Genomic DNA, 18,532 nt, shown 5'->3' on the forward strand with positions numbered 1-18,532 from the left:
TTGCCCAGGTCAGAGCGGCAACCCTGATGGCCTTTGCCCGGTATTGCGGCCTGCGCAACGGGGCGTGCCACCACCCGGATCTGAGACTGTTGTAACACCTGACAGCAACGGGACACCGTCCCGGCCGGTGACTGAAAACACCCTTATCCCCTGGGGCCGTCCGACCTAACTTTGACTGCGTGACCAGATGAGAAATCTGGTCATGGAGCCGGAGGGGGAACGGCGTGGAACGAGCGGAGCGCGCGGACCGCATCCTGGACGCGGCAGGGGAGTTGCTGCTCGCCTGGGGCTACCGGCGGGTGACGATCGACGAGATCGCCCGCCGCGCCAACGTCGGCAAGGGCACGGTCTATCTGCACTGGAAGACCAAGGACTCCCTGTTCCTCGCCGTCATGCTGAAGGCTCAATTCCGAATGCATCAGCGGCAGTTGGCGCGTCTGCGGGCAGACCCGCTGGAGATTCTGCCGAGCCGGATGATGAGTCGGCACTTCCTCGAATTCCAGGCCGAACCGGTATTGCGCGCGGTCTACACCGACGACGGCGATATCCTCGGCCGGCTCCACGAGACCGCCCGGAAGGAGTTCGCGGAGCTGATCGTTCAGGGCGACCGGAATCTGCGCCACCATCTGGAAGTCCTCCGCGAGCACGGTCTGCTGCGCGACGACACCGACGTACAACACCAGCAATACGCCTTGTTGGCGACATCCACCGGCTTTTTCCTTTCCGAGGCGCTGCTGGCCGACCGCGCCCCGGAAAGCGCGGAGGTACGCGCCGAAATCCTCGCCCACACCATCCGAAGCGCGCTGGAGGTGCCGGCCGGCGCCCTCCCGCACACCGGCTCCGACCCGGTCTCCGGCCCCGGACCGGACGCCGCTGCCGCCCGTATGCGCGCCGCCGCGGCTGCGGCCGCTCCCGAGATCATCGCCGTCTACAAGCAGTTCGCCGCACTCTGCGCACAGGAGATGCGCCGGCAGATACGTGACTGATGCCGGACGGTGGATTCCCGTGCGCGCGGATTCGTCCGGCGGATTCGTCCGGTGGATTCCTGTCGCTTCGGCTTCGGGTACGGCTCCTTTCGAGGGTCCGTGGGGGCACCTGCCGCCTGCAGCCGACCCCACGGAACGGAATGCACCCGGCTGACTCCGCCCCACTGACATCCGGTCACGACTGCTCCACCGCGCTTCCGCGAAAGAACCGCGAAAGAGCGCGTGCGAGCACGAGAGAAAAGCGCCACGTCCAAGCTCTGGCCCGGCCGGGCCCCACCCGGGCTCCCGGGCCGACTCCCAACACGGAGGAGATCGAAAGATGTCGGCAATATCCAGCTCCCCGTTCGCCGCACACGTCGGAAAGCATCCCGGCGAGCCGAATGTGATGGACCCGGCGCTGATCACCGACCCGTTCGGCGGCTACGGCGCACTGCGTGAGCAAGGCCCCGTCCTACCGGGCCGGTTCATGGACGACTCACCCGTCTGGCTCGTGACGCGCTTCGAAGAGGTCCGCCAAGTCCTGCGCGATCAGCGGTTCCTGAACAACCCGGCCGCGTCGTCACCGGGGCATTCGATCGACGAGAGCCCCACGGCCAGGCTGCTGGACATGATGGGGATGCCCGAACATTTCCGGCCGTATCTGATGGGGTCGATCCTCAACAACGACGCCCCCGACCACACCCGGCTGCGCCGTCTGGTGTCACGCGCGTTCACGGCACGCAAGATCACCGATCTGCGGCCGCGGGTCGAGCAGCTCGCCGACGAGCTGCTGGCCCGGCTTCCCGAGCACGCCGAGGACGGTGTGGTCGACCTGATCAAGCACTTCGCCTATCCCCTGCCGATCACCGTGATCTGCGAACTGGTCGGCATCCCGGAAGCGGACCGCCCGCAATGGCGGAAGTGGGGCGCCGACCTCGTTTCGCTGCAGCCGGAGCGGCTCAGCACCTCGTTCCCGGCGATGATCGAGCACATCCATGAACTGATCCGCGAGCGGCGCGGCGCGCTCACCGACGATCTGCTCAGCGAGCTGATCCGTACCCATGACGACGACGGCAGCCGGCTCAGCGACGTCGAGATGGTCACCATGGTCCTCACCGTCGTCCTGGCCGGCCACGAGACCACCGCCCACCTGATAGGCAACGGCACGGCGGCGCTGCTCACCCACCCCGACCAGCTGCGCCTGGTCAAGGACGACCCGGAGCTGCTTCCGCGTGCCGTCCACGAGCTGCTGCGCTGGTGCGGGCCGGGCCAGATGACCCAGCTGCGGTACGCCTCCGAGGATGTCGAGATCGCCGGGACGCCGATCCGTAAGGGCGACGCCGTACAACTCATCCTGGTATCGGCGAACTTCGACCCCCGCCACTACACCGCCCCCGAACGCCTCGACCTGACCCGCCACCCCGCCGGCCACGCCGAGAACCATGTGGGCTTCGGCCACGGAATGCACTACTGCCTGGGCGCCACCCTCGCCAAACAGGAGGGCGAAGTCGCGTTCGGCAAGCTCTTCACGCACTACCCGGAGCTGTCGCTGGCCGTCGCACCGGACGAGTTGGAGCGAACGCCGGTGCCCGGCAGCTGGCGGTTGGATTCGCTGCCGGTGCGGTTGGGGTGAGCGGTCCGCAGGCATGGTGGCCGGCCGCTCCGTACGGGTAGCGGGTGGCCGCCTCGGCGAACAAAGAGGGCCCCGTACGGGCGAGTTCGCGTACGGGGCCCTCGTCCGCTGCCGCTACCGCTACCGCTGTCACGTCACGACACTTCAGGTCGCGACGCTTCACGTCACGTCACTCGACGCCCGAACTCAGTGCTCCGGGTGCGGGCGGCGGGCAGCGGGCCCCGGCCGCTCATCAGCGCGGGCGGCTGGCCTTCAGCGAGTACATGAGCGGGATGCGGGGGCGGTCGCCGGGGAAGCGGTGGTAGCCGTCGTGGTCGCGGCTCAGTGCGGTGAAGCGCTGGAAGAGCGTCATGTCGTGTTCGTGCAGGAAGTCGATGCGCAGACCGGTCGCGGCCAGGGCGGAGACGACCTCGCCGAGCGGGTGCTGCCATTCGACGCTGCGGTTGTTGACCGTCGGTGCGCCGAAGTCGGTGTAGGTGCCGGGGACTTCGTCCACCCAGGCGTCGCGGCTGAAGTAGTCGTGGACGATGCGCGAGCCGGTCTCGTCGTCCAGGGCGTCGCAGAGCGGATGGAATTCGGCGAGGTAGAGGAAGCCGCCCGGGGCGACGAGGGAGGCGGCGGTGTCGGCCCAGCGTGCCACGTCCGGGAGCCAGTTCAGGGCGCCGAGGCCGGTGTAGACGATGTCGTACGCGGCGTCGGGGACGGCTTCGGCGGCGTCATAGACGTCGGCGGCGACGAATGCCGCGCGGTCGGGGCCGTAGCCGAGTTCGGCGGCGAGTTCGCGGGCGGTGTCGACGGCCGGTTCGGAGAAGTCCAGGCCGACGACGCGGGCCGCGCCGCGGTGGGCCCAGGAGAGGGTGTCCTGGCCGAAGTGGCACTGGAGGTGGAGGAGGGACCGGCCGGTGACGTCGCCGACCTCGGCGACCTCGAAGTCACGGAGCACGTCACGGGCCCGGCGGAACCCGTCCTGGTCGTAAAAATCACTCGCCATGTGGATGGCGACGCGTTCGTCCCACCTCGCACGATTCGTCTCCCGCCAGTCCTCGGGGCCCGTAATTTTGCGCATTCGGCGAAGTTATCCACAGCCTGACGGCTCTCGCCAACGGATTTCTGGCACCGGGCGCAGAATGGGCCCATGACTGACGAGACGACCCCCGCCCCAGGCCCCGACCCCACCGCTCCACACCCTTCGACTACTGACGCCCCGGACACCGCCGGGACGAGGACGGGCGCGGCCGGCCCGATAAAGGGGACAGCCGGGTCGACGACGGGCGCAACAGGCCCGGCGGCCCCCCGCGGCGCGGACGCCGCGGTGCCGGACTGGGAGAAGCGCTTCCGCGCGCCGCGGATCGGGCTGCCGGACTGGGCCGAGGACGCCCCGGACCGTTCCCTCTTCGTCTCGAACGCCACCGGCACCTCCGAGCTCTATGCCTGGGACCGGGCCACCGGCAAGCAGCGGCAGGCCACGGACCGGCCGAAGGGCACCACGGACGGGACGCTGTCACCGGACGGGCAGTGGATCTGGTGGTTCTCGGACACCGACGGGGACGAGTTCGGTGTCTGGATGCGGCAGCCGTTCGAGGGCGGCCCGGATGAGCCGGCGACCCCTGGTCTCGCCCCGTCGTACTCGGGCGGGCTGGCGATCGGCCGGGACGGGACGGCGGTCGTCGGATGCTCGACGGACGAGGAGGGCTCGACGGTCCATATCGTCCGGCCGGGCCAGACGGCCGTGGAGATCTACCGGCACCACGAGTCCGCGGGCGTGGGCGATCTCTCGCACGACGGCTCGCTGATCGCCCTGGAGCACACCGAGCACGGCGATGCGATGCACTCCGCGATCCGTGTCGTACGGCCCGACGGTTCCACGGTCGCGGAGCTGGACGACACCAACGGCGGGACCGAGGAGCTGGGCCTGGCGGTGATGGGCTTCGCACCGGTGGACGGGGACACCCGGCTGCTGGTCGGGCATCAGCGGCGGGGCCGCTGGGAGCCGATGATCTGGGACCCGCTGACCGGGGTGGAGACCGCCCTGGACATCGACCTTCCCGGCGACGTGGGCGCCGACTGGTATCCCGACGGGTCTGCGCTGCTGGTGGAGCACGAGTACCAGGCACGGAGCGAACTGTGGCGCTACGAGCTGGGCACGGCGGACCGCCAGGACTCCCCGTCCCCGGCCGCTACAGGTACCGATTCCGGTGACGCCGCGGCCTCTGCCACTGCTCCCCTGACCCGGGTCGAGACCCCGGCCGGCACGGTCTCGGGGGCCACGGCGCGGCCGGACGGGACGGTGGAGTTCCTGTGGTCGTCGGCGGCGCAGCCCCCGGAGGTGCGGTCGACGAGCGGCGCGGTCGTGCTCGACCCGCCCGGTCCGAAGGCACCCGGGTCGGTGCCGGTGCGGGACATCTGGGTGGAGGGCCCCGGCGGCCGTATCCACGCACTGGTTCAGCAGCCGGCGGGCGACGGCCCCTTCCCGACGGTGTTCGACATACACGGCGGGCCGACCTGGCACGACAGCGACGCGTTCGCCTCGTCGCCCGCGGCCTGGGTGGACCACGGCTTCGCGGTCGTCCGCGTCAACTACCGCGGCTCGACCGGCTACGGCCGCGCCTGGACGGATGCCCTCAAGCACCGCGTCGGGCTGATCGAGCTGGAGGACATCGCCGCGGTGCGCGAGTGGGCGGTCTCGTCCGGCCTGGCCGATCCGGAGCGGCTGGTGCTGTCGGGCGGCTCATGGGGCGGCTATCTGACCCTGCTGGGGCTCGGCACCCAGCCGGATGCCTGGGCCGTGGGCCTGGCGGCGGTTCCGGTCGCGGACTATGTCACGGCGTACAACGACGAGATGGAAGCCCTCAAGGCGATGGACCGGACCCTGATGGGCGGCACCCCCGAGGAGGTCCCGGAGCGCTTCGAGGCGTCCTCACCGCTGACGTATGTGGACGCGGTGCGGGCCCCGGTCTACATCTCCGCAGGCGTCAACGACCCCCGCTGCCCGATCCAGCAGGTGGAGAACTACGTCCAGCGCCTGGCAGGCCGCGGCCACCCACACGAGGTCTACCGCTACGACGCCGGGCACGGCTCCCTCGTGGTGGAGGAACGCATCAAGCAGGTCCGCCTGGAACTCGATTTCGCACAGCGACATGTGATGGAGAGGGGTTGAGGGGTTGGCGGGCTGAGGGGTTGGCGGGCTGAGCGGTTCGCGGGGGGCTAAAGGGGCTCGGGGCACCGGGTGGGGCGCGGCGCTGCGCCGGGACCGCCGAAACGGTGCTGCGCAGGGACCGCCGACACAGTGCTACGCCGGGACCGCCGGCACGGTGCTGCGCCGGGACCGTAGGCGCACGGCATCGAGCCGTGGGTGGGTGGTGGTGGAGGGGGAGGGTGGGGTGGGGGGGAGGGGCCCCCGGGGGAGGTCAGGTTGGGCCGTGGTGGGCCAAGGCCGCGTGGGGGTTGCGGCCCTCGGGCGTGTTGTCTGGGGTGTGGTCCGTGTGAACGGTTGCGGCGGTGAGGCGGGGGATGGCGTGGATGAGGGCGTGTTCGGCGGCCACGGCGAGGGCATGTGCGCGCACCACGGTCAGGTGGGCGGCGACGACGATGTCGGCTTCGGCCCGCAGGGTGTGGCCGATCCAGCGCATACGGACCTGGCCGACGCCGTGGACGCCGTCGACCCCGCGTAGTGCCGTCTCGGCGGCGTCGATCAGGGCGGGGTCGACGGAGTCCATCAGCCGCCGGTAGACCTCGCGGGCCGCGTCGCGCAGCACCATGAGGATGGCGGCGGTGATCAGCAGGCCGATGAGGGGGTCGGCCTGTTGCCAGCCGAGCGCCGCGCCGCCCGCGCCGAGGAGGACGGCGAGGGAGGTGAAGCCGTCGGTACGGGCGTGCAGGCCGTCGGCGACGAGCGCTGCCGAGCCGATTCTGCGGCCGGTACGGATGCGGTAGCGGGCGACCCATTCATTGCCGACGAACCCGATGACGGCGGCCACGGCCACGGCCCAGAGATGGCTGACCTCGCGGGGGTGCAGCAGCCGGTCCACGGACTCGTAGGCGGCCCATACCGAGGACGCGGCGATCGTCAGCACGATGGCGATGCCCGCGAGGTCCTCGGCGCGGCCGTAGCCGTAGGTGTAGCGACGGTTCGCGGCCCGGCGGCCGAGCAGGAAGGCGATGCCCAGCGGGACGGCGGTCAGGGCGTCGGCACCGTTGTGGATGGTGTCGCCGAGCAGTGCCACCGATCCCGACAGGGCGACGATCACCAGTTGGATCAGGCTGGTCAGGCCCAGGATGCCGAGCGAGATCCACAGCGTGCGCAGGCCCTCGCGGGAGGTCTCCAGCGCGGTGTCGACCTTGTCGATGGCCGCATGGCTGTGCGGGGTGACCAGGTGAGCGAGTTGGTGCCGCAGCTCCGCCCAGCGGCGGGAGGGGTGCGGACCGTGTGGAGGCTGGGACGTGTGACCTTGCGCCTGGCCACGTGCGTGCGCGTGGCTGTGGCCGTCGCCATGGCCACGCACGCCTGCACGACCGTCCGGCTGCCCCCGGCCGTGCACGCGTCCATGACCGTCCGGCTGCCCTCGGCCGTCCACGTCCCCACGACCGTCCGTCTGTCCCTGACCGTGCAAGTGACCACGGCCGTGCGGGTGAGTGCCGTTGTCTGCCATGTGGCCTACCGTGGCACGCCGATCCGATTGCGGCTACCACCGTGATACGGCCTCTGACCAGGTGCAATGCCCTTGCAGAAGCAGAAGCAGAGCTGGTGCGGGTCGTGTGACGGGGCGGGAGTCAGATCTTCCCGGCCCGCGCCGCCGCCTCGCCCTGGCCTTCGCCACTGCCGTCGTCCTCGATAGCAGCAGCCCGCCCCACGGCGTCCTGACCCGCGGCCTCCTGGCCCGCACCCAGTCGCCCCGCCCCGGCATCCCCGGCAGCCGCCACGCCGCCCTCCTGGCCGCTCTCCCCGATCCCCAACGCCGCGTCCTTGGCGGCCTCGACGTCGCGGCGGAAGAGCCGGAACCACATGAAGACGACGAAGCCGGCGAAGACGAACCACTCGCCGGTGTAGCCGAGGTTCTGGAAGGCCTTGAGGTCGAGTCCGCTGCCCTCGGCCGCGGCCGGGGGGACGGCGCGCAGCGGTGCCTGGGTGTCGCTGAGCGTGATCCAGGCGTCGTAGACGTCGTACGACACGATGTTGACCAGCGACGCCGCGCTGATCATGCCGAGCCGGCCCGGTGCCGACGCGCCGGCGGCCTGGACGCCGTCGGTCCCCTGATTCTCGGATGCCTGCAGCGCGCCGGTGACCGTCACCTCGCCCTTGGGGGGCGCGGGCACCTTCGCCGTGTCGGCCTTCGCACCGGCGTCGCCGGGCAGCCAGCCCCGTACGACCGGCAGGGCCTTGCCGCCGTCCGTACGGAGCAGGGTGAGGACGTAGAAGCCCTGTCGCTCGCCGTGCTTGTCCTTCAACGTACGGCCCGGTACGAGCAGTTGGTGCCCGGTGTCGTAGTGCCCGCGGGCGCTGGCCTGGCGGCCAGAGGTCACCTTGTCGACGGGCAGCAGTTGCTCCAGGGGACGGGCGGCCGCGGTCCTGGCCCGGTCGGAGCGGTCTTCCTGCTGCTGGTGGTTGTCGACGCGGTCCTCGAAGCGGCTCAGCTGCCAGCTGCCCATGAAGATGCAGAAGGGAATCGCCAGTACGGCGAAGACGTTGATTCCCCACCACCGCGGGGTCAGCAGGAACCGGTACACGCCCCCAACGGTACGGGGCCCGGCCCACGGGGCCGCACCGACCCCTCCACGGCCCGCTCCAACCGGCCGCAACCTGGACCGTCGGCTCCTCCCGGACTACCGCCCGCTCTCGACGGCCGCTGCCCGGACTATCGCCCGCTCCCGGCCCTCAGCACCACTCAACCCGTCGCCACGCCGAGCCCGTCGCCCGCAACCGCAACCGCAGCCACAGCCACAGCCACAGCCACTACCGCTACCGCTACCGCCCCGCCAACGCCTCAGTCCGATACACCGTGCCCGCACAAGCGTCCGCGACCTTGGCGTCAGCCGCAGCCGGCTCGCCCGCCTCCGGTGTGTGGCTGAGCACGATGCTCCCGGACGCGCTACCGCCGTCGCCGGGGCCTTCGTCGCCGCCCGCCTGGCCGCCGCTGTCGCCGGGCGGGGTCCCGGCCTCCGGGGACTGCCCCGGGTCCTTGGAGGGGTCGGGTGTCGGTGACGGGCCGGGAGTGGCACAGCCCGTGGTGCCGCCGCCGGAGTCCGGGATCCAGGCGAACTTGACCTCGTACGCCTCCCCCGGCTTGAGAACCAGCTGGTCAGGGGTGGTCGCCGGGTCCGGCAGCCCGGTGGCCTCGTCGCCCGAGGTGTGATCGACGACGTGGATGCGGTCGGCGTTGGTGGAGCCCTGGGCGACCAGGCCGATGCTGCCGCCGCCCTCGACGGAGCATGCCGTGCCGGAGGTGTTGACCACCCGGAACGCGCCGTAGACGCGGCCCGCGGAGTCCGCCGTGCCGACCGTGCTGGTGCCCTTGCCGAGCTGGTCCCGCCCGCAGACCGGCGAGGTGACGTCCATGGTCTCGTCGGGTGCGGGGGCGCCGGAGCCCACCCCGTGGCCCGCGCCGTTCCTGTCCCTGGCCTTGTCCTTGCCCGCGGGCTTGTCCTCGCCGCGCTGCTCGCCGCCCTTGCCGGGCGGCTGCGGACCGGCCTGCTCGGTGCCCTCGCCGTGGGCCCCTTCGGCACCGCCCTGGGGGCGCGCGCTGCCCGCCGCGTTGGCGGGCCGCTCCTCGGAGCTGCCGGCGAGGTGGGCCACATGGACCATGGCGGGGATGGAGGTGCCGCCGAGCAGCAGCGCGGCCGCCGCACCCACGACGGCGTGCCGACGGCGCTGGCGGCGGGCGGGCACCGCACGGCGCAGCCGGTCCAGCGCGTCCGGCGCGGGTTCGAGGTCGCCGACGCGGGAGTGCAGCAGCCGCCGCAGATCGTCCTCGCCGCCGAAGTCGCCGCCGGTGGGGTGGCTTCGGCCGTCGCCATCGCCGCCGTCGCCGCCGGTACCGCCGCCGAAGCCGGAGCCGGTGGGCCCGTCGTTGCCGTACGCATGGCTGTCGGGCTCGCCACCGGCACCCGAGGCACCCTCTGTGGCAGCCTGCGCACCATCCGTGACAGCGATGTCATCGCCGCTGCCGGACACTTGGCCGGTTTTCCTCCCCTGCCCGGAGGTGACACCGGCCCGACGGCCGCTACCCGGCTCACCATGGGGATGCCCTTGCGCCTCACGCGCCGCATACAGGCCACGCGCCACATCGGCGGACTCCCCGCGCACGCCGGCCAGTTCGCCCACGCCGGGAGCACCAGGGGCGCCGGACGCCTCGCGCCTCTGCCCGTACGGGGTCCCCGTACGGGCCGAGTCGAGCGGGCCGGGCCCGTGCGTGCGGGGGCCACTGTGGTTCATGAGGTCGATCGAAGTGCTCGGGGTATTCGGGGTGTTCGGGGCATTCGGGGTATACAGGCCGCTCGGGAAGTTCGAAGGATTCGGAGGATTCGGGAAACTCGGCGCGTCCGGACGACTCAGACGCATCGCACCACCCGAGCCACCCGGGCCACCTGAGCCACACGGGCCACCCGGGCCGTACGAGCCGCCCAAGCCGTACGAACCGCCGGAGCCGCCCAACTCGCCCGAGCCAAACGCCCCGTCCGGATGGTGCCGGCCAAACGTCCTGCCACTCATGCCGGAGCCTCCATCGCGACGCGGAGCGCCGCGATACCCCGGGACCCGTAGGCCTTCACGGAGCCGAGCGATATGCCGAGCGTCTCGGCCACCTGCGCCTCGGTCATATCGGCGAAGTAGCGCAGCACCAGCACTTCGCGCTGCCGCCGCTGCAGCCCCCGCATCGCCTTGATCAGCTGATCCCGCTCCAGCAGGTCGTATGCGCCCTCCTCAGCGCTCGCCATATCGGGCATCGGCTTGGAGAGCAGCTTGAGCCCGAGGATGCGCCGACGCAGCGCGGAGCGCGAGAGGTTGACGACGGTCTGCCGGAGGTAGGCCAGGGTCTTCTCCGGTTCGCGCACCCGTCCGCGCGCGGAGTGCACGCGGATGAAGGCCTCCTGGACGACGTCCTCACAGGAGGCGGTGTCGTCGAGGAGCAGCGCGGCGAGACCGAGCAGCGAGCGGTAGTGCGCGCGGTAGGTCTCGGTGAGGTGGTCGACTGTGGTACCCGCTGCCATCGCGTCGTCAGCATCCCCACGCTGAGGGGGAAGCTGTGCGGGACGCGTGGTGGGCCACGGGGCGATCACCGGCATGCCCCCGGACACACGGGGGCGCGGTGGGTGCACTGCCGCGCCGGCTGCGCCCGCTGGGGCGATGGTGAATCCGAGTACCTCTGCCACGCCTGTTGGACACGCTTCCCCCTGTAAGGGTTGTACGCGCAAGGCATCGCTTTTGACGATGCATTAAATGCCCTCATGCGTACCAGCTCTTCCTGAATGCCCTGATTTGCCCCTACGTGAAGACCCCGATACCCGAGGGCTCACATGCGGCCCGCAGGCTCCCCTGAAGTCACCCCTAAGGGCGGCGACAAAGACGCTCCCCACCCGACTGCCGGTTGCAGTGCGGCGGGGAGCGAATGGTCGAACAGATCGTCAGCCCAGATCAAGAGGTGGGGACCGGCAATGAGCTCACAGAATCTTCACACGCTGCACAAAGTATCCCCCAGGCGCACGGCGCACGACGGCCGTTCCCGCCAACTCGCCCACCGTTCCCGCGCCGTGGCTTTTCCGGCCCGCCCTCGCATCGCAACGCCCGTACCGGGCCCGCCCCAACGGAAGCACAGCAGCAGCCCCCGAGCCCGCCCCTAGCCCCGCAGCTCCCCCGCCACCAGCTCACCGACCTGCGCCGTGTTCAGCGCCGCCCCCTTGCGCAGGTTGTCCCCGCACACGAACAGCTCCAGCGCCCGCGGATCGTCCAGCGAACGCCGCACCCGCCCGACCCAGGTCGGATCCGTCCCGACGACATCGGCCGGGGTCGGGTACTCGCCCGCAGCGGGGTCGTCGGTGAGGACGACGCCGGGGGCCGCGGCCAGGATCTCGTGCGCCCCGGCGACCGTGACCTCGTTCTCGAACCGGGCGTGCACGGTCAGCGAGTGGGTGGTGATCACCGGAACCCGCACACAGGTCGCGGTGACCGGCAGCTCCGGCAGCCCCAGGATCTTGCGGGACTCATCGCGGATCTTGAGCTCCTCGGAGGACCAGCCGTCCTCCTGGAGCGAGCCGGCCCAGGGCACGACGTTGAGGGCGATCGGCGCCGGAAACGGCCCCAGGGTGTCCCCGACGGCCCGCCGCACATCGCCGGGCGTGTTCCCCAGCTCCGTACCGGACACCGCGGACACCTGCGCCCGCAACGTATCGACGCCTGCTCTGCCCGCCCCGGAAACCGCCTGGTACGAGGAGACGATCAGCTCGCTCAGCCCGTACTCGGCGTGCAGCGCGCCCAGCGCGACGATCATCGAGAGGGTGGTGCAGTTCGGGTTGGCGATGATGCCGCGCGGGCGTACCCGGGCGGCGTGCGCATTGACCTCGGGCACGACGAGGGGCACGTCCGGGTCCAGCCGGAACGTGCCCGCGTTGTCGATGACGACCGCGCCCTTGGAGACCGCGACCGGCACCCACTGGGCGGAGACCTGGTCGGGGACGTCGAACATCGCGACGTCGATACCGTCGAAGGCTTCCTCGCTCAGCGCGACGACCTCGACCTCCGCACCCCGCACGGTCAGCTTGCGGCCGGCCGAGCGGGGAGAGGCGATCAGCCGGATCTCGCCCCAGATGTCGGCCCGCTCGGACAGGATGCCCAACAGGACCGAGCCGACGGCGCCGGTGGCACCGACGACGGCGAGCTGCGGCTTGGCGGCCGTACGGGCCTCCGTCCCCAGCGTGTCAGCGAGGGACGGACGGCCCGCCTCGGCCGGAATCATCGACCGGTGCCGCCATAGACCACGGCTTCGTCACTGTCGGTGTCGAGACCGAAGGCGGTGTGCACGGCGCACACGGCCTCGTTGACGTCATCGGCACGGGTGACGACCGAGATGCGGATCTCGGATGTCGAGATGAGCTCGATGTTCACACCCGCGTTCGACAGCGCCTCGAAGAACGTCGCGGTGACGCCGGGGTTGGTCTTCATCCCCGCGCCGACCAGGGAGATCTTGGCGATCTGGTCGTCGTAGCGCAGCGAGTCGAAGCCGACCGCTGCCCGGGTCTTCTCCAGGGCGGCGACGGCCTTGCGGCCCTCCGCCTTGGGCAGCGTGAAGGAGATGTCGGTCAGTCCGGTCGACGCGGCCGACACGTTCTGCACGACCATGTCGATGTTGACCTCGGAGTCCGCGATCGCACGGAAGATGCGCGCGGCCTCGCCCGGCTTGTCCGGGACTCCGACGACCGTGACCTTCGCCTCGGAGGTGTCATGTGCGACGCCCGAGATGATTGCCTGCTCCATCGGCTGGTCCCCTTGCGGTTCGTTGCTGACCCAGGTGCCCCGCAGTCCCGAGAAGGACGAGCGGACATGGATCGGGATGTTGTAACGGCGTGCGTATTCGACACAACGGTGCAGCAGCACCTTGGAGCCGGAGCTGGCCAGCTCCAGCATGTCCTCGAAGGAGATCCAGTCGATCTTCCGGGCCTTCTTCACGACCCGGGGGTCGGCGGTGAAGACACCGTCCACATCGGTGTAGATCTCACAGACATCGGCGTCCAGGGCGGCCGCCAGCGCGACGGCGGTGGTGTCCGACCCACCGCGCCCCAGCGTCGTGATGTCCTTCTTGTCCTGGGACACACCCTGGAATCCGGCGACGATGGCGATATTGCCCTCGTCGACGGACGTCTTGATCCGGCCCGGCGTGACATCGATGATCCGTGCCTTGTTGTGCACGGAATCGGTGATCACACCGGCCTGGCTGCCCGTGAAGGACTGCGCCTCATGGCCGAGGTTTTTGATCGCCATCGCCAGCAGGGCCATGGAGATCCGCTCTCCGGCGGTCAGCAGCATGTCGAACTCGCGCCCCGACGGAATCGGGGACACTTCCTGCGCGAGATCGATCAGCTCGTCCGTCGTGTCGCCCATCGCCGAAACCACCACGACAACCTGGTTGCCGTTCTTCTTGGCTTCGACGACTCGCTTGGCAACGCGCTTGATGCCCTCGGCATCCGCAACGGATGAGCCGCCGTACTTCTGCACGACAAGGCCCACGTGCGCTCCTCGCAACTGTCTCATCGGGAGTTTCCTCCCGGACCCCCGGAAATGGGGGTACTGCGGTCGGCTCAGTCTAACGAGCAAGCGGAGTCCGCCCTGCTGATACCACATCGTGAGACATGGGACTCACCCATTGATCACGGCTGTCTCGCCGTGCTCAGCTGGCTCGTGCGTCCCCCGTCTCGCGGCGGATCCACAAGGCGCACCGTTGCGCCCGCTCGGCGAGCACATGCCCGCTCCAGGCCGGTACACACGGAAACGTAACCCAGGTCACAGGCTCCGGCCACGGCGGCGGGCCCCCGGGGTCACCTTCCGCGCAGCCCCAGCGGCCCGGCGATCTCCGCCGCCATGACCTTCCCGGCCTCCTCGGCGAGCTGCTCCTCGTCGACGCTGATGGCGCTGTCCGTGTCGAGGCCGTCCAGCTCGTCCAGCGGCTGGTCGAGGCGTACGTGGGCGACCAGCGACTGCAGCGCCCGCAGGGCGGCGGAGGCGGTCGGGCCCCAGTTGGAGAGGTAGGAGAACTGCCACCACCACAGCGCCTCGCTGACCCGGCCCGCCCGGTAGTGCGCCAGACCGTGCCGCAGATCGGTGATCACGTCGGCCAGGTCGTCGGAGATCCGGCTGGCGACCGGCTCGCTGCGCGGCACATACGGGTCGAAGACCTCGGAGTACACATCCACCGGTTCGAGCAGGGTCGCGAAGCGCTCGCGCAGCTCGTCGACGTCCGGCTCCGGGCCGGTGTCCGGCTCGTACCGCTCGTCCGGGACGAAGTCCTCGTGGGCGCCCAGACGGCCGCCGGTGAGCAGCAGCTGGGAGACCTCCAGCAGCAGGAAGGGCACCGCGCTGTCCGGCTCGTCACCCTTGGCGACTTCCGTCACGGCGACGATGAAGCTCTCGATCGAATCGGAGATCGATACCGCGAAGTCGTCCGGGTCCTGTGTCGCGTTGTGCAGCGTGGCATCAGACATCGAGAAGTCTCCTCCCTTCGAAGGCCCGCCCCAGCGTGACCTCGTCCGCGTACTCCAGATCGCCGCCGACCGGCAGACCGCTCGCCAGTCGCGTCACTCTCAGGCCCATGGGTTTGATCATGCGGGCCAGATACGTGGCCGTGGCCTCGCCCTCCAGATTCGGGTCGGTGGCCAGAATCAGCTCGGTGACGGTGCCGTCCGCGAGCCTGGCCAGCAGTTCCCTGATCCGCAGGTCGTCGGGGCCCACGCCCTCGATCGGGCTGATCGCCCCACCGAGGACGTGGTAGCGACCGCGGAACTCGCGGGTCCGCTCGATCGCCACGACGTCCTTGGGCTCCTCCACGACGCAGATGACCGCCGGATCGCGCCTCGGGTCCAGACAGACCCGGCACTGCTCCTCCTGCGCCACATTGCCGCAGGTGCCGCAGAACCGGACCTTCGCCTTGACCTCCATCAGCGCGTTCGCGAGCCGGCGGACATCGGTCGGCTCGGCCTGAAGAATGTGGAAGGCGATCCGCTGCGCGCTCTTGGGACCGACGCCGGGCAGCCTGCCCAACTCGTCGATCAGGTCCTGGACCACGCCTTCATACACGGAACGTCTTCTCTCTCTTCTGCCGTGCTGCGTACGCTAGTTGGCTACTCCTCAGAAGGGGAGACCGGGGATACCGCCGCCGCCCAGACCCTGGGCGAGCGGACCGAGCTTCTGCTGCTGGAGCTGCTGAGCACTGGCGTTGGCGTCCCGGACCGCCGCCAGTACGAGATCGGCGATCGTCTCGGCGGTCTCCTCCGCCGAGTCGGTGTCGACCGCCTTGGGGTCGATGACCAGGCCCTGGAGCTCACCGGAACCGGTCACCGTCGCCTTGACCAGACCGCCGCCCGCGGAACCCTCGACGGGTGTCTCCGCCAGTTCCTGCTGGGCTGCCGCGAGGTCCTGCTGCATCTTCTGAGCCTGCTGAAGCAGCTGCTGCATATTGGGCTGACCACCGGGGATCACGACGTGACTCCTGCCATACGACAACGATTGGTGCGGTAGCCCGAGCCTACGTGTTCCACCGCCCCCGCGCCCTACGCCGTAGGGAGGAGCACGCGTGTACGCCGGTGGTACGGATGGTTACGGCGGCCCACACGGGTACGCGCCGCCCGCCGCCCTACTCGTTGTTGAACTCCTCCAGGACCGTCGCGCCCAGTTCGCGCACGATCAGGTCGTGGCCGCTGAGCGCGGAGTCGACGAGATCGGGGTCGTCCTCGGCCGGCATGTCGTACTCGATCGACGTCGGCGGGGGCTCCGGCGCGCTGTACGAGGGCTCCGCCGCGGGCCCGCCCTGCCCGCCGCCCGTGGACGACGGGGCGGACACCGCCTCCCGTGCCCTTCGCGCCCCCTGGCTTCCGCCACCGCCGCTGCCACCACTGCCGCCGTCCTGCCCGTACTGGCCACCGGACGAGGGGGGCGCCGCCGGGCCGCTCTGCTGGGGCGGGGGCTGCGGAGCGCCCTGCTGCGGAGCGGCGGGCGCACCGCCGCCGAAGCCGCCGCCACCACCGCCGCGGGGGGCGCCGCCGGCCGGCTGACCGGCGCCGCCCGACGGGTCGACGATCGCCTCGACCCGCCACTGCACCTGGAACCGCTCGGCCAGCACGTCCTTGAGGACGTCCTCACTTCCGCCGTTGGCGAAACTGTCGCGGGCCCCGGCATTGGGGAAGCCGATCTGGAGCGTGGTGCCGTCGAAGCCGGAGACCTGGGCGTTCTGGCTCAGCAGGATCCACGTGAAACGGCGGCGGTCCTTCACCGCTTCCAGGATCTCCGGCCACATCTGCCGCACCTGAGCGGCACCCTGCGCCGCCCCCGGGGCCACACCGGCCGCCTGCGGCTGCTGGGCCGCAGCCGCAGGCGCACCGGCCGACGGTCCGGACGCGGCGGGCGGTCCGGCGTACGGCGCTGCGGGGGCTCCGCCCTGCGGCGCCTGGCCACCCTGCCCCGGCGCCACGGCCGTGGGCCAGCCACCGGGCTGCCGCCCGGCACCGCCGCCTGCGGGGCTCCCGCCGACGGTGCCGCCCGCCGGGCTCCCGCCGCCATTACCTCTGCCCGTACTTCCGGGCCAGGCTCCGGGCCGCGGGACGGCCGCCTCGCCGCCGCCCTGCGCGGCACTCGACGCGCCGCCCTGAGCCGGCGCCTCCGCACCATCACTGTCGCCCGGCTGCTGCCCGGCGCCGACCCCGGCCCCCGGCCCGCCGTACGCGCCTGCACCGTCGGCCGGTCCACCGGGTGCCCCCGCACCGCCCGTCTGCCCGCCGTACGCCCCGGCACCGGCCACCGGCGCCGCCGCACCACCGCCCGGAGCCCCGGCCCCGCCCGGCGCACCTCCGCCCGCAGAGCCGCCGCTCACCGCACCCCGCACCGCGGCACGCGCGGCCGCCGGCCCGGACGGTCCCGCCGGCATCGGCGGATGCGCCTCCGGCCCCGGCACATACCCGGCCGCGGGCCCGCCACCGGACGCCACCACGGGCGACGCTCCAGGCCCGGGGTCTCCCCCGTAGCCCGCACCTCCGGCCGCCCCGCCCAGCAGCGCCGCACCCGCACCGCGCTCCAGACGGTCGAGCCGGGCCTGCACCGACCGCTCGTCGTCGTACGCCGCGGGCAGCAGCACCCGGGCACAGATCAGCTCCAGCTGGAGCCGCGGCGAGGTCGCGCCGCGCATCTCCGTCAGGCCCGCGTTGACCAGGTCGGCGGCCCGGCTCAGCTCGGCCGCCCCGAAGACGGACGCCTGCGCCGTCATCCGCTCCACGACATCCGCGGGGGCGTCGATCAGCCCCTTCTCCCCGGCGTCCGGCACGGCCGCCAGGATCACCAGATCCCGCAGCCGCTCCAGCAGGTCCGCGACGAAGCGCCGCGGGTCGTTACCGCCCTCGATGACCCGTTCCACGACCTCGAAGGCCGCCGCGCCGTCCCCCGCGGCGAACGCCTCCACGATCGAATCCAGCAACGACCCGTCGGTGTATCCGAGCAACGCCGTCGCCATGGCATACGTCACACCGTCCGCACCGGCACCGGCGAGCAGCTGATCCATCACGGACATCGAGTCACGCACCGAACCGGCTCCGGCCCGCACCACCAGCGGCAGCACCCCGTCCTCGACCGGGATCTCCTCCCGCCCGCAGACCTCCGCCAGGTATTCCCGCAGCGTCCCCGGCGGCACCAGCCGGAACGGATAGTGATGCGTACGCGACCGGATCGTCCCGATGACCTTCTCGGGCTCGGTCGTCGCGAAGATGAACTTCAGATGCTCCGGCGGCTCCTCGACGACCTTCAGCAGGGCGTTGAAGCCCGCGGAGGTCACCATGTGCGCCTCATCGATGATGTAGATCTTGTAGCGGCTGCTGGCCGGCCCGAAGAACGCCTTCTCCCGCAGCTCACGGGCGTCGTCCACGCCACCGTGCGACGCCGCGTCGATCTCGATCACATCGATGGAGCCCCGGCCGTTCCTGGCCAGGTCCACACACGACTGGCACTTTCCACAGGGTGTGGGGGTGGGACCTTCCTCACAGTTGAGGCAGCGCGCCAGGATCCGCGCACTGGTCGTCTTGCCGCAGCCGCGCGGGCCACTGAACAAATAGGCGTGGTTGACCCGGTTGTTCCGCAGTGCCTGCTGCAGCGGATCGGTCACGTGCTCTTGCCCGATGACCTCGGCGAAGGTCTCGGGCCGGTAGCGGCGGTACAGCGCAAGGGACGACACGCATACGACGATATCGGGCCGCA

Annotated in this window: 14 protein-coding genes; 3 read left to right on the forward strand and 11 right to left on the reverse strand. The window is 71.0% G+C overall.

Features of this window, described 5'->3' with window-relative positions:
- The first annotated feature begins 224 nt into the window (after positions 1–224).
- Both STRTU_RS16025 and STRTU_RS16030 read left to right on the forward strand, forming a co-directional pair.
- Complete coding sequence (locus STRTU_RS16025; RefSeq protein ID WP_159744145.1) at positions 225–986, forward strand: TetR/AcrR family transcriptional regulator; 762 nt, start codon at positions 225–227, stop codon at positions 984–986.
- 319 nt (positions 987–1,305) lie between these two features.
- Complete coding sequence (locus STRTU_RS16030) at positions 1,306–2,598, forward strand: cytochrome P450 family protein (RefSeq protein ID WP_269777363.1); 1,293 nt, start codon at positions 1,306–1,308, stop codon at positions 2,596–2,598.
- A gap of 232 nt (positions 2,599–2,830) precedes the next feature.
- Here the strand turns inward: STRTU_RS16030 and STRTU_RS16035 are convergent, their stop codons facing one another.
- A complete protein-coding gene (locus STRTU_RS16035; protein ID WP_159744147.1) occupies positions 2,831–3,664 on the reverse strand; it encodes a class I SAM-dependent methyltransferase in 834 nt (277 codons plus the stop codon).
- A gap of 246 nt (positions 3,665–3,910) precedes the next feature.
- On the opposite strand from STRTU_RS16035, the gene STRTU_RS16040 reads away from it, so the two are divergent.
- Entirely contained in the window at positions 3,911–5,755 is a 1,845-nt protein-coding gene (locus STRTU_RS16040; RefSeq protein ID WP_159746988.1) for a S9 family peptidase, read from the forward strand.
- Between the two features lie 250 nt (positions 5,756–6,005).
- On the opposite strand, the gene STRTU_RS16045 is transcribed toward STRTU_RS16040, so the two are convergent.
- The 10 genes from STRTU_RS16045 to STRTU_RS16090 all read right to left on the reverse strand — a co-directional run bounded on the left by STRTU_RS16045 (position 6,006) and on the right by STRTU_RS16090 (position 18,509).
- Positions 6,006–6,992, reverse strand: coding sequence for a cation diffusion facilitator family transporter (locus STRTU_RS16045; protein WP_159746989.1), 987 nt, complete (start codon positions 6,990–6,992; stop codon positions 6,006–6,008).
- Between the two features lie 376 nt (positions 6,993–7,368).
- Positions 7,369–8,322, reverse strand: a complete 954-nt coding sequence (locus tag STRTU_RS16050) for an SURF1 family protein (RefSeq protein ID WP_159744148.1) — start codon at positions 8,320–8,322, stop codon at positions 7,369–7,371.
- Positions 8,323–8,560: 238 nt separating this feature from the next.
- Positions 8,561–10,027, reverse strand: coding sequence for a hypothetical protein (locus STRTU_RS16055; RefSeq protein ID WP_246240593.1), 1,467 nt, complete (start codon positions 10,025–10,027; stop codon positions 8,561–8,563).
- Between the two features lie 272 nt (positions 10,028–10,299).
- Positions 10,300–10,962, reverse strand: a complete 663-nt coding sequence (locus STRTU_RS16060; protein WP_174878876.1) for a SigE family RNA polymerase sigma factor — start codon at positions 10,960–10,962, stop codon at positions 10,300–10,302.
- A gap of 464 nt (positions 10,963–11,426) precedes the next feature.
- Positions 11,427–12,542 (reverse strand): aspartate-semialdehyde dehydrogenase, encoded by a 1,116-nt coding sequence (locus STRTU_RS16065; RefSeq protein WP_246240602.1) that lies wholly within the window; start codon positions 12,540–12,542, stop codon positions 11,427–11,429.
- Entirely contained in the window at positions 12,539–13,810 is a 1,272-nt protein-coding gene (locus tag STRTU_RS16070) for an aspartate kinase (RefSeq protein WP_018089933.1), read from the reverse strand. Before STRTU_RS16070 ends, STRTU_RS16065 begins: the two co-directional genes overlap by 4 nt.
- A 308-nt stretch (positions 13,811–14,118) precedes the next feature.
- A complete protein-coding gene (locus STRTU_RS16075; protein ID WP_159744150.1) occupies positions 14,119–14,781 on the reverse strand; it encodes a DUF5063 domain-containing protein in 663 nt (220 codons plus the stop codon).
- Positions 14,774–15,373, reverse strand: coding sequence for a recombination mediator RecR (recR, locus tag STRTU_RS16080; RefSeq protein WP_018089931.1), 600 nt, complete (start codon positions 15,371–15,373; stop codon positions 14,774–14,776). The genes STRTU_RS16075 and recR overlap by 8 nt, the downstream gene beginning before the upstream one ends.
- 51 nt (positions 15,374–15,424) lie before the next feature.
- Complete coding sequence (locus tag STRTU_RS16085; RefSeq protein WP_078889642.1) at positions 15,425–15,775, reverse strand: YbaB/EbfC family nucleoid-associated protein; 351 nt, start codon at positions 15,773–15,775, stop codon at positions 15,425–15,427.
- A 154-nt stretch (positions 15,776–15,929) separates the two neighbouring features.
- Positions 15,930–18,509: a DNA polymerase III subunit gamma and tau gene (locus STRTU_RS16090; RefSeq protein WP_159744151.1), complete on the reverse strand. Its 2,580-nt coding sequence runs from the start codon at positions 18,507–18,509 to the stop codon at positions 15,930–15,932.
- Between the last annotated feature and the right edge of the window lie 23 nt (positions 18,510–18,532).

The organism is Streptomyces tubercidicus (assembly GCF_027497495.1).
Classification (GTDB): domain Bacteria; phylum Actinomycetota; class Actinomycetes; order Streptomycetales; family Streptomycetaceae; genus Streptomyces; species Streptomyces tubercidicus.

Coding starts and splice junctions, on each gene's coding strand:
- STRTU_RS16030 (WP_269777363.1), top strand. CDS start 1,306: ATGTCGGCAATATCCAGCTCCCCGTTCGCCGCACACGTCGGAAAGCAT.
- STRTU_RS16035 (WP_159744147.1), bottom strand. CDS start 3,664: ATGCGCAAAATTACGGGCCCCGAGGACTGGCGGGAGACGAATCGTGCG.
- STRTU_RS16055 (WP_246240593.1), bottom strand. CDS start 10,027: ATGAACCACAGTGGCCCCCGCACGCACGGGCCCGGCCCGCTCGACTCG.
- STRTU_RS16065 (WP_246240602.1), bottom strand. CDS start 12,542: ATGATTCCGGCCGAGGCGGGCCGTCCGTCCCTCGCTGACACGCTGGGG.
- STRTU_RS16075 (WP_159744150.1), bottom strand. CDS start 14,781: ATGTCTGATGCCACGCTGCACAACGCGACACAGGACCCGGACGACTTC.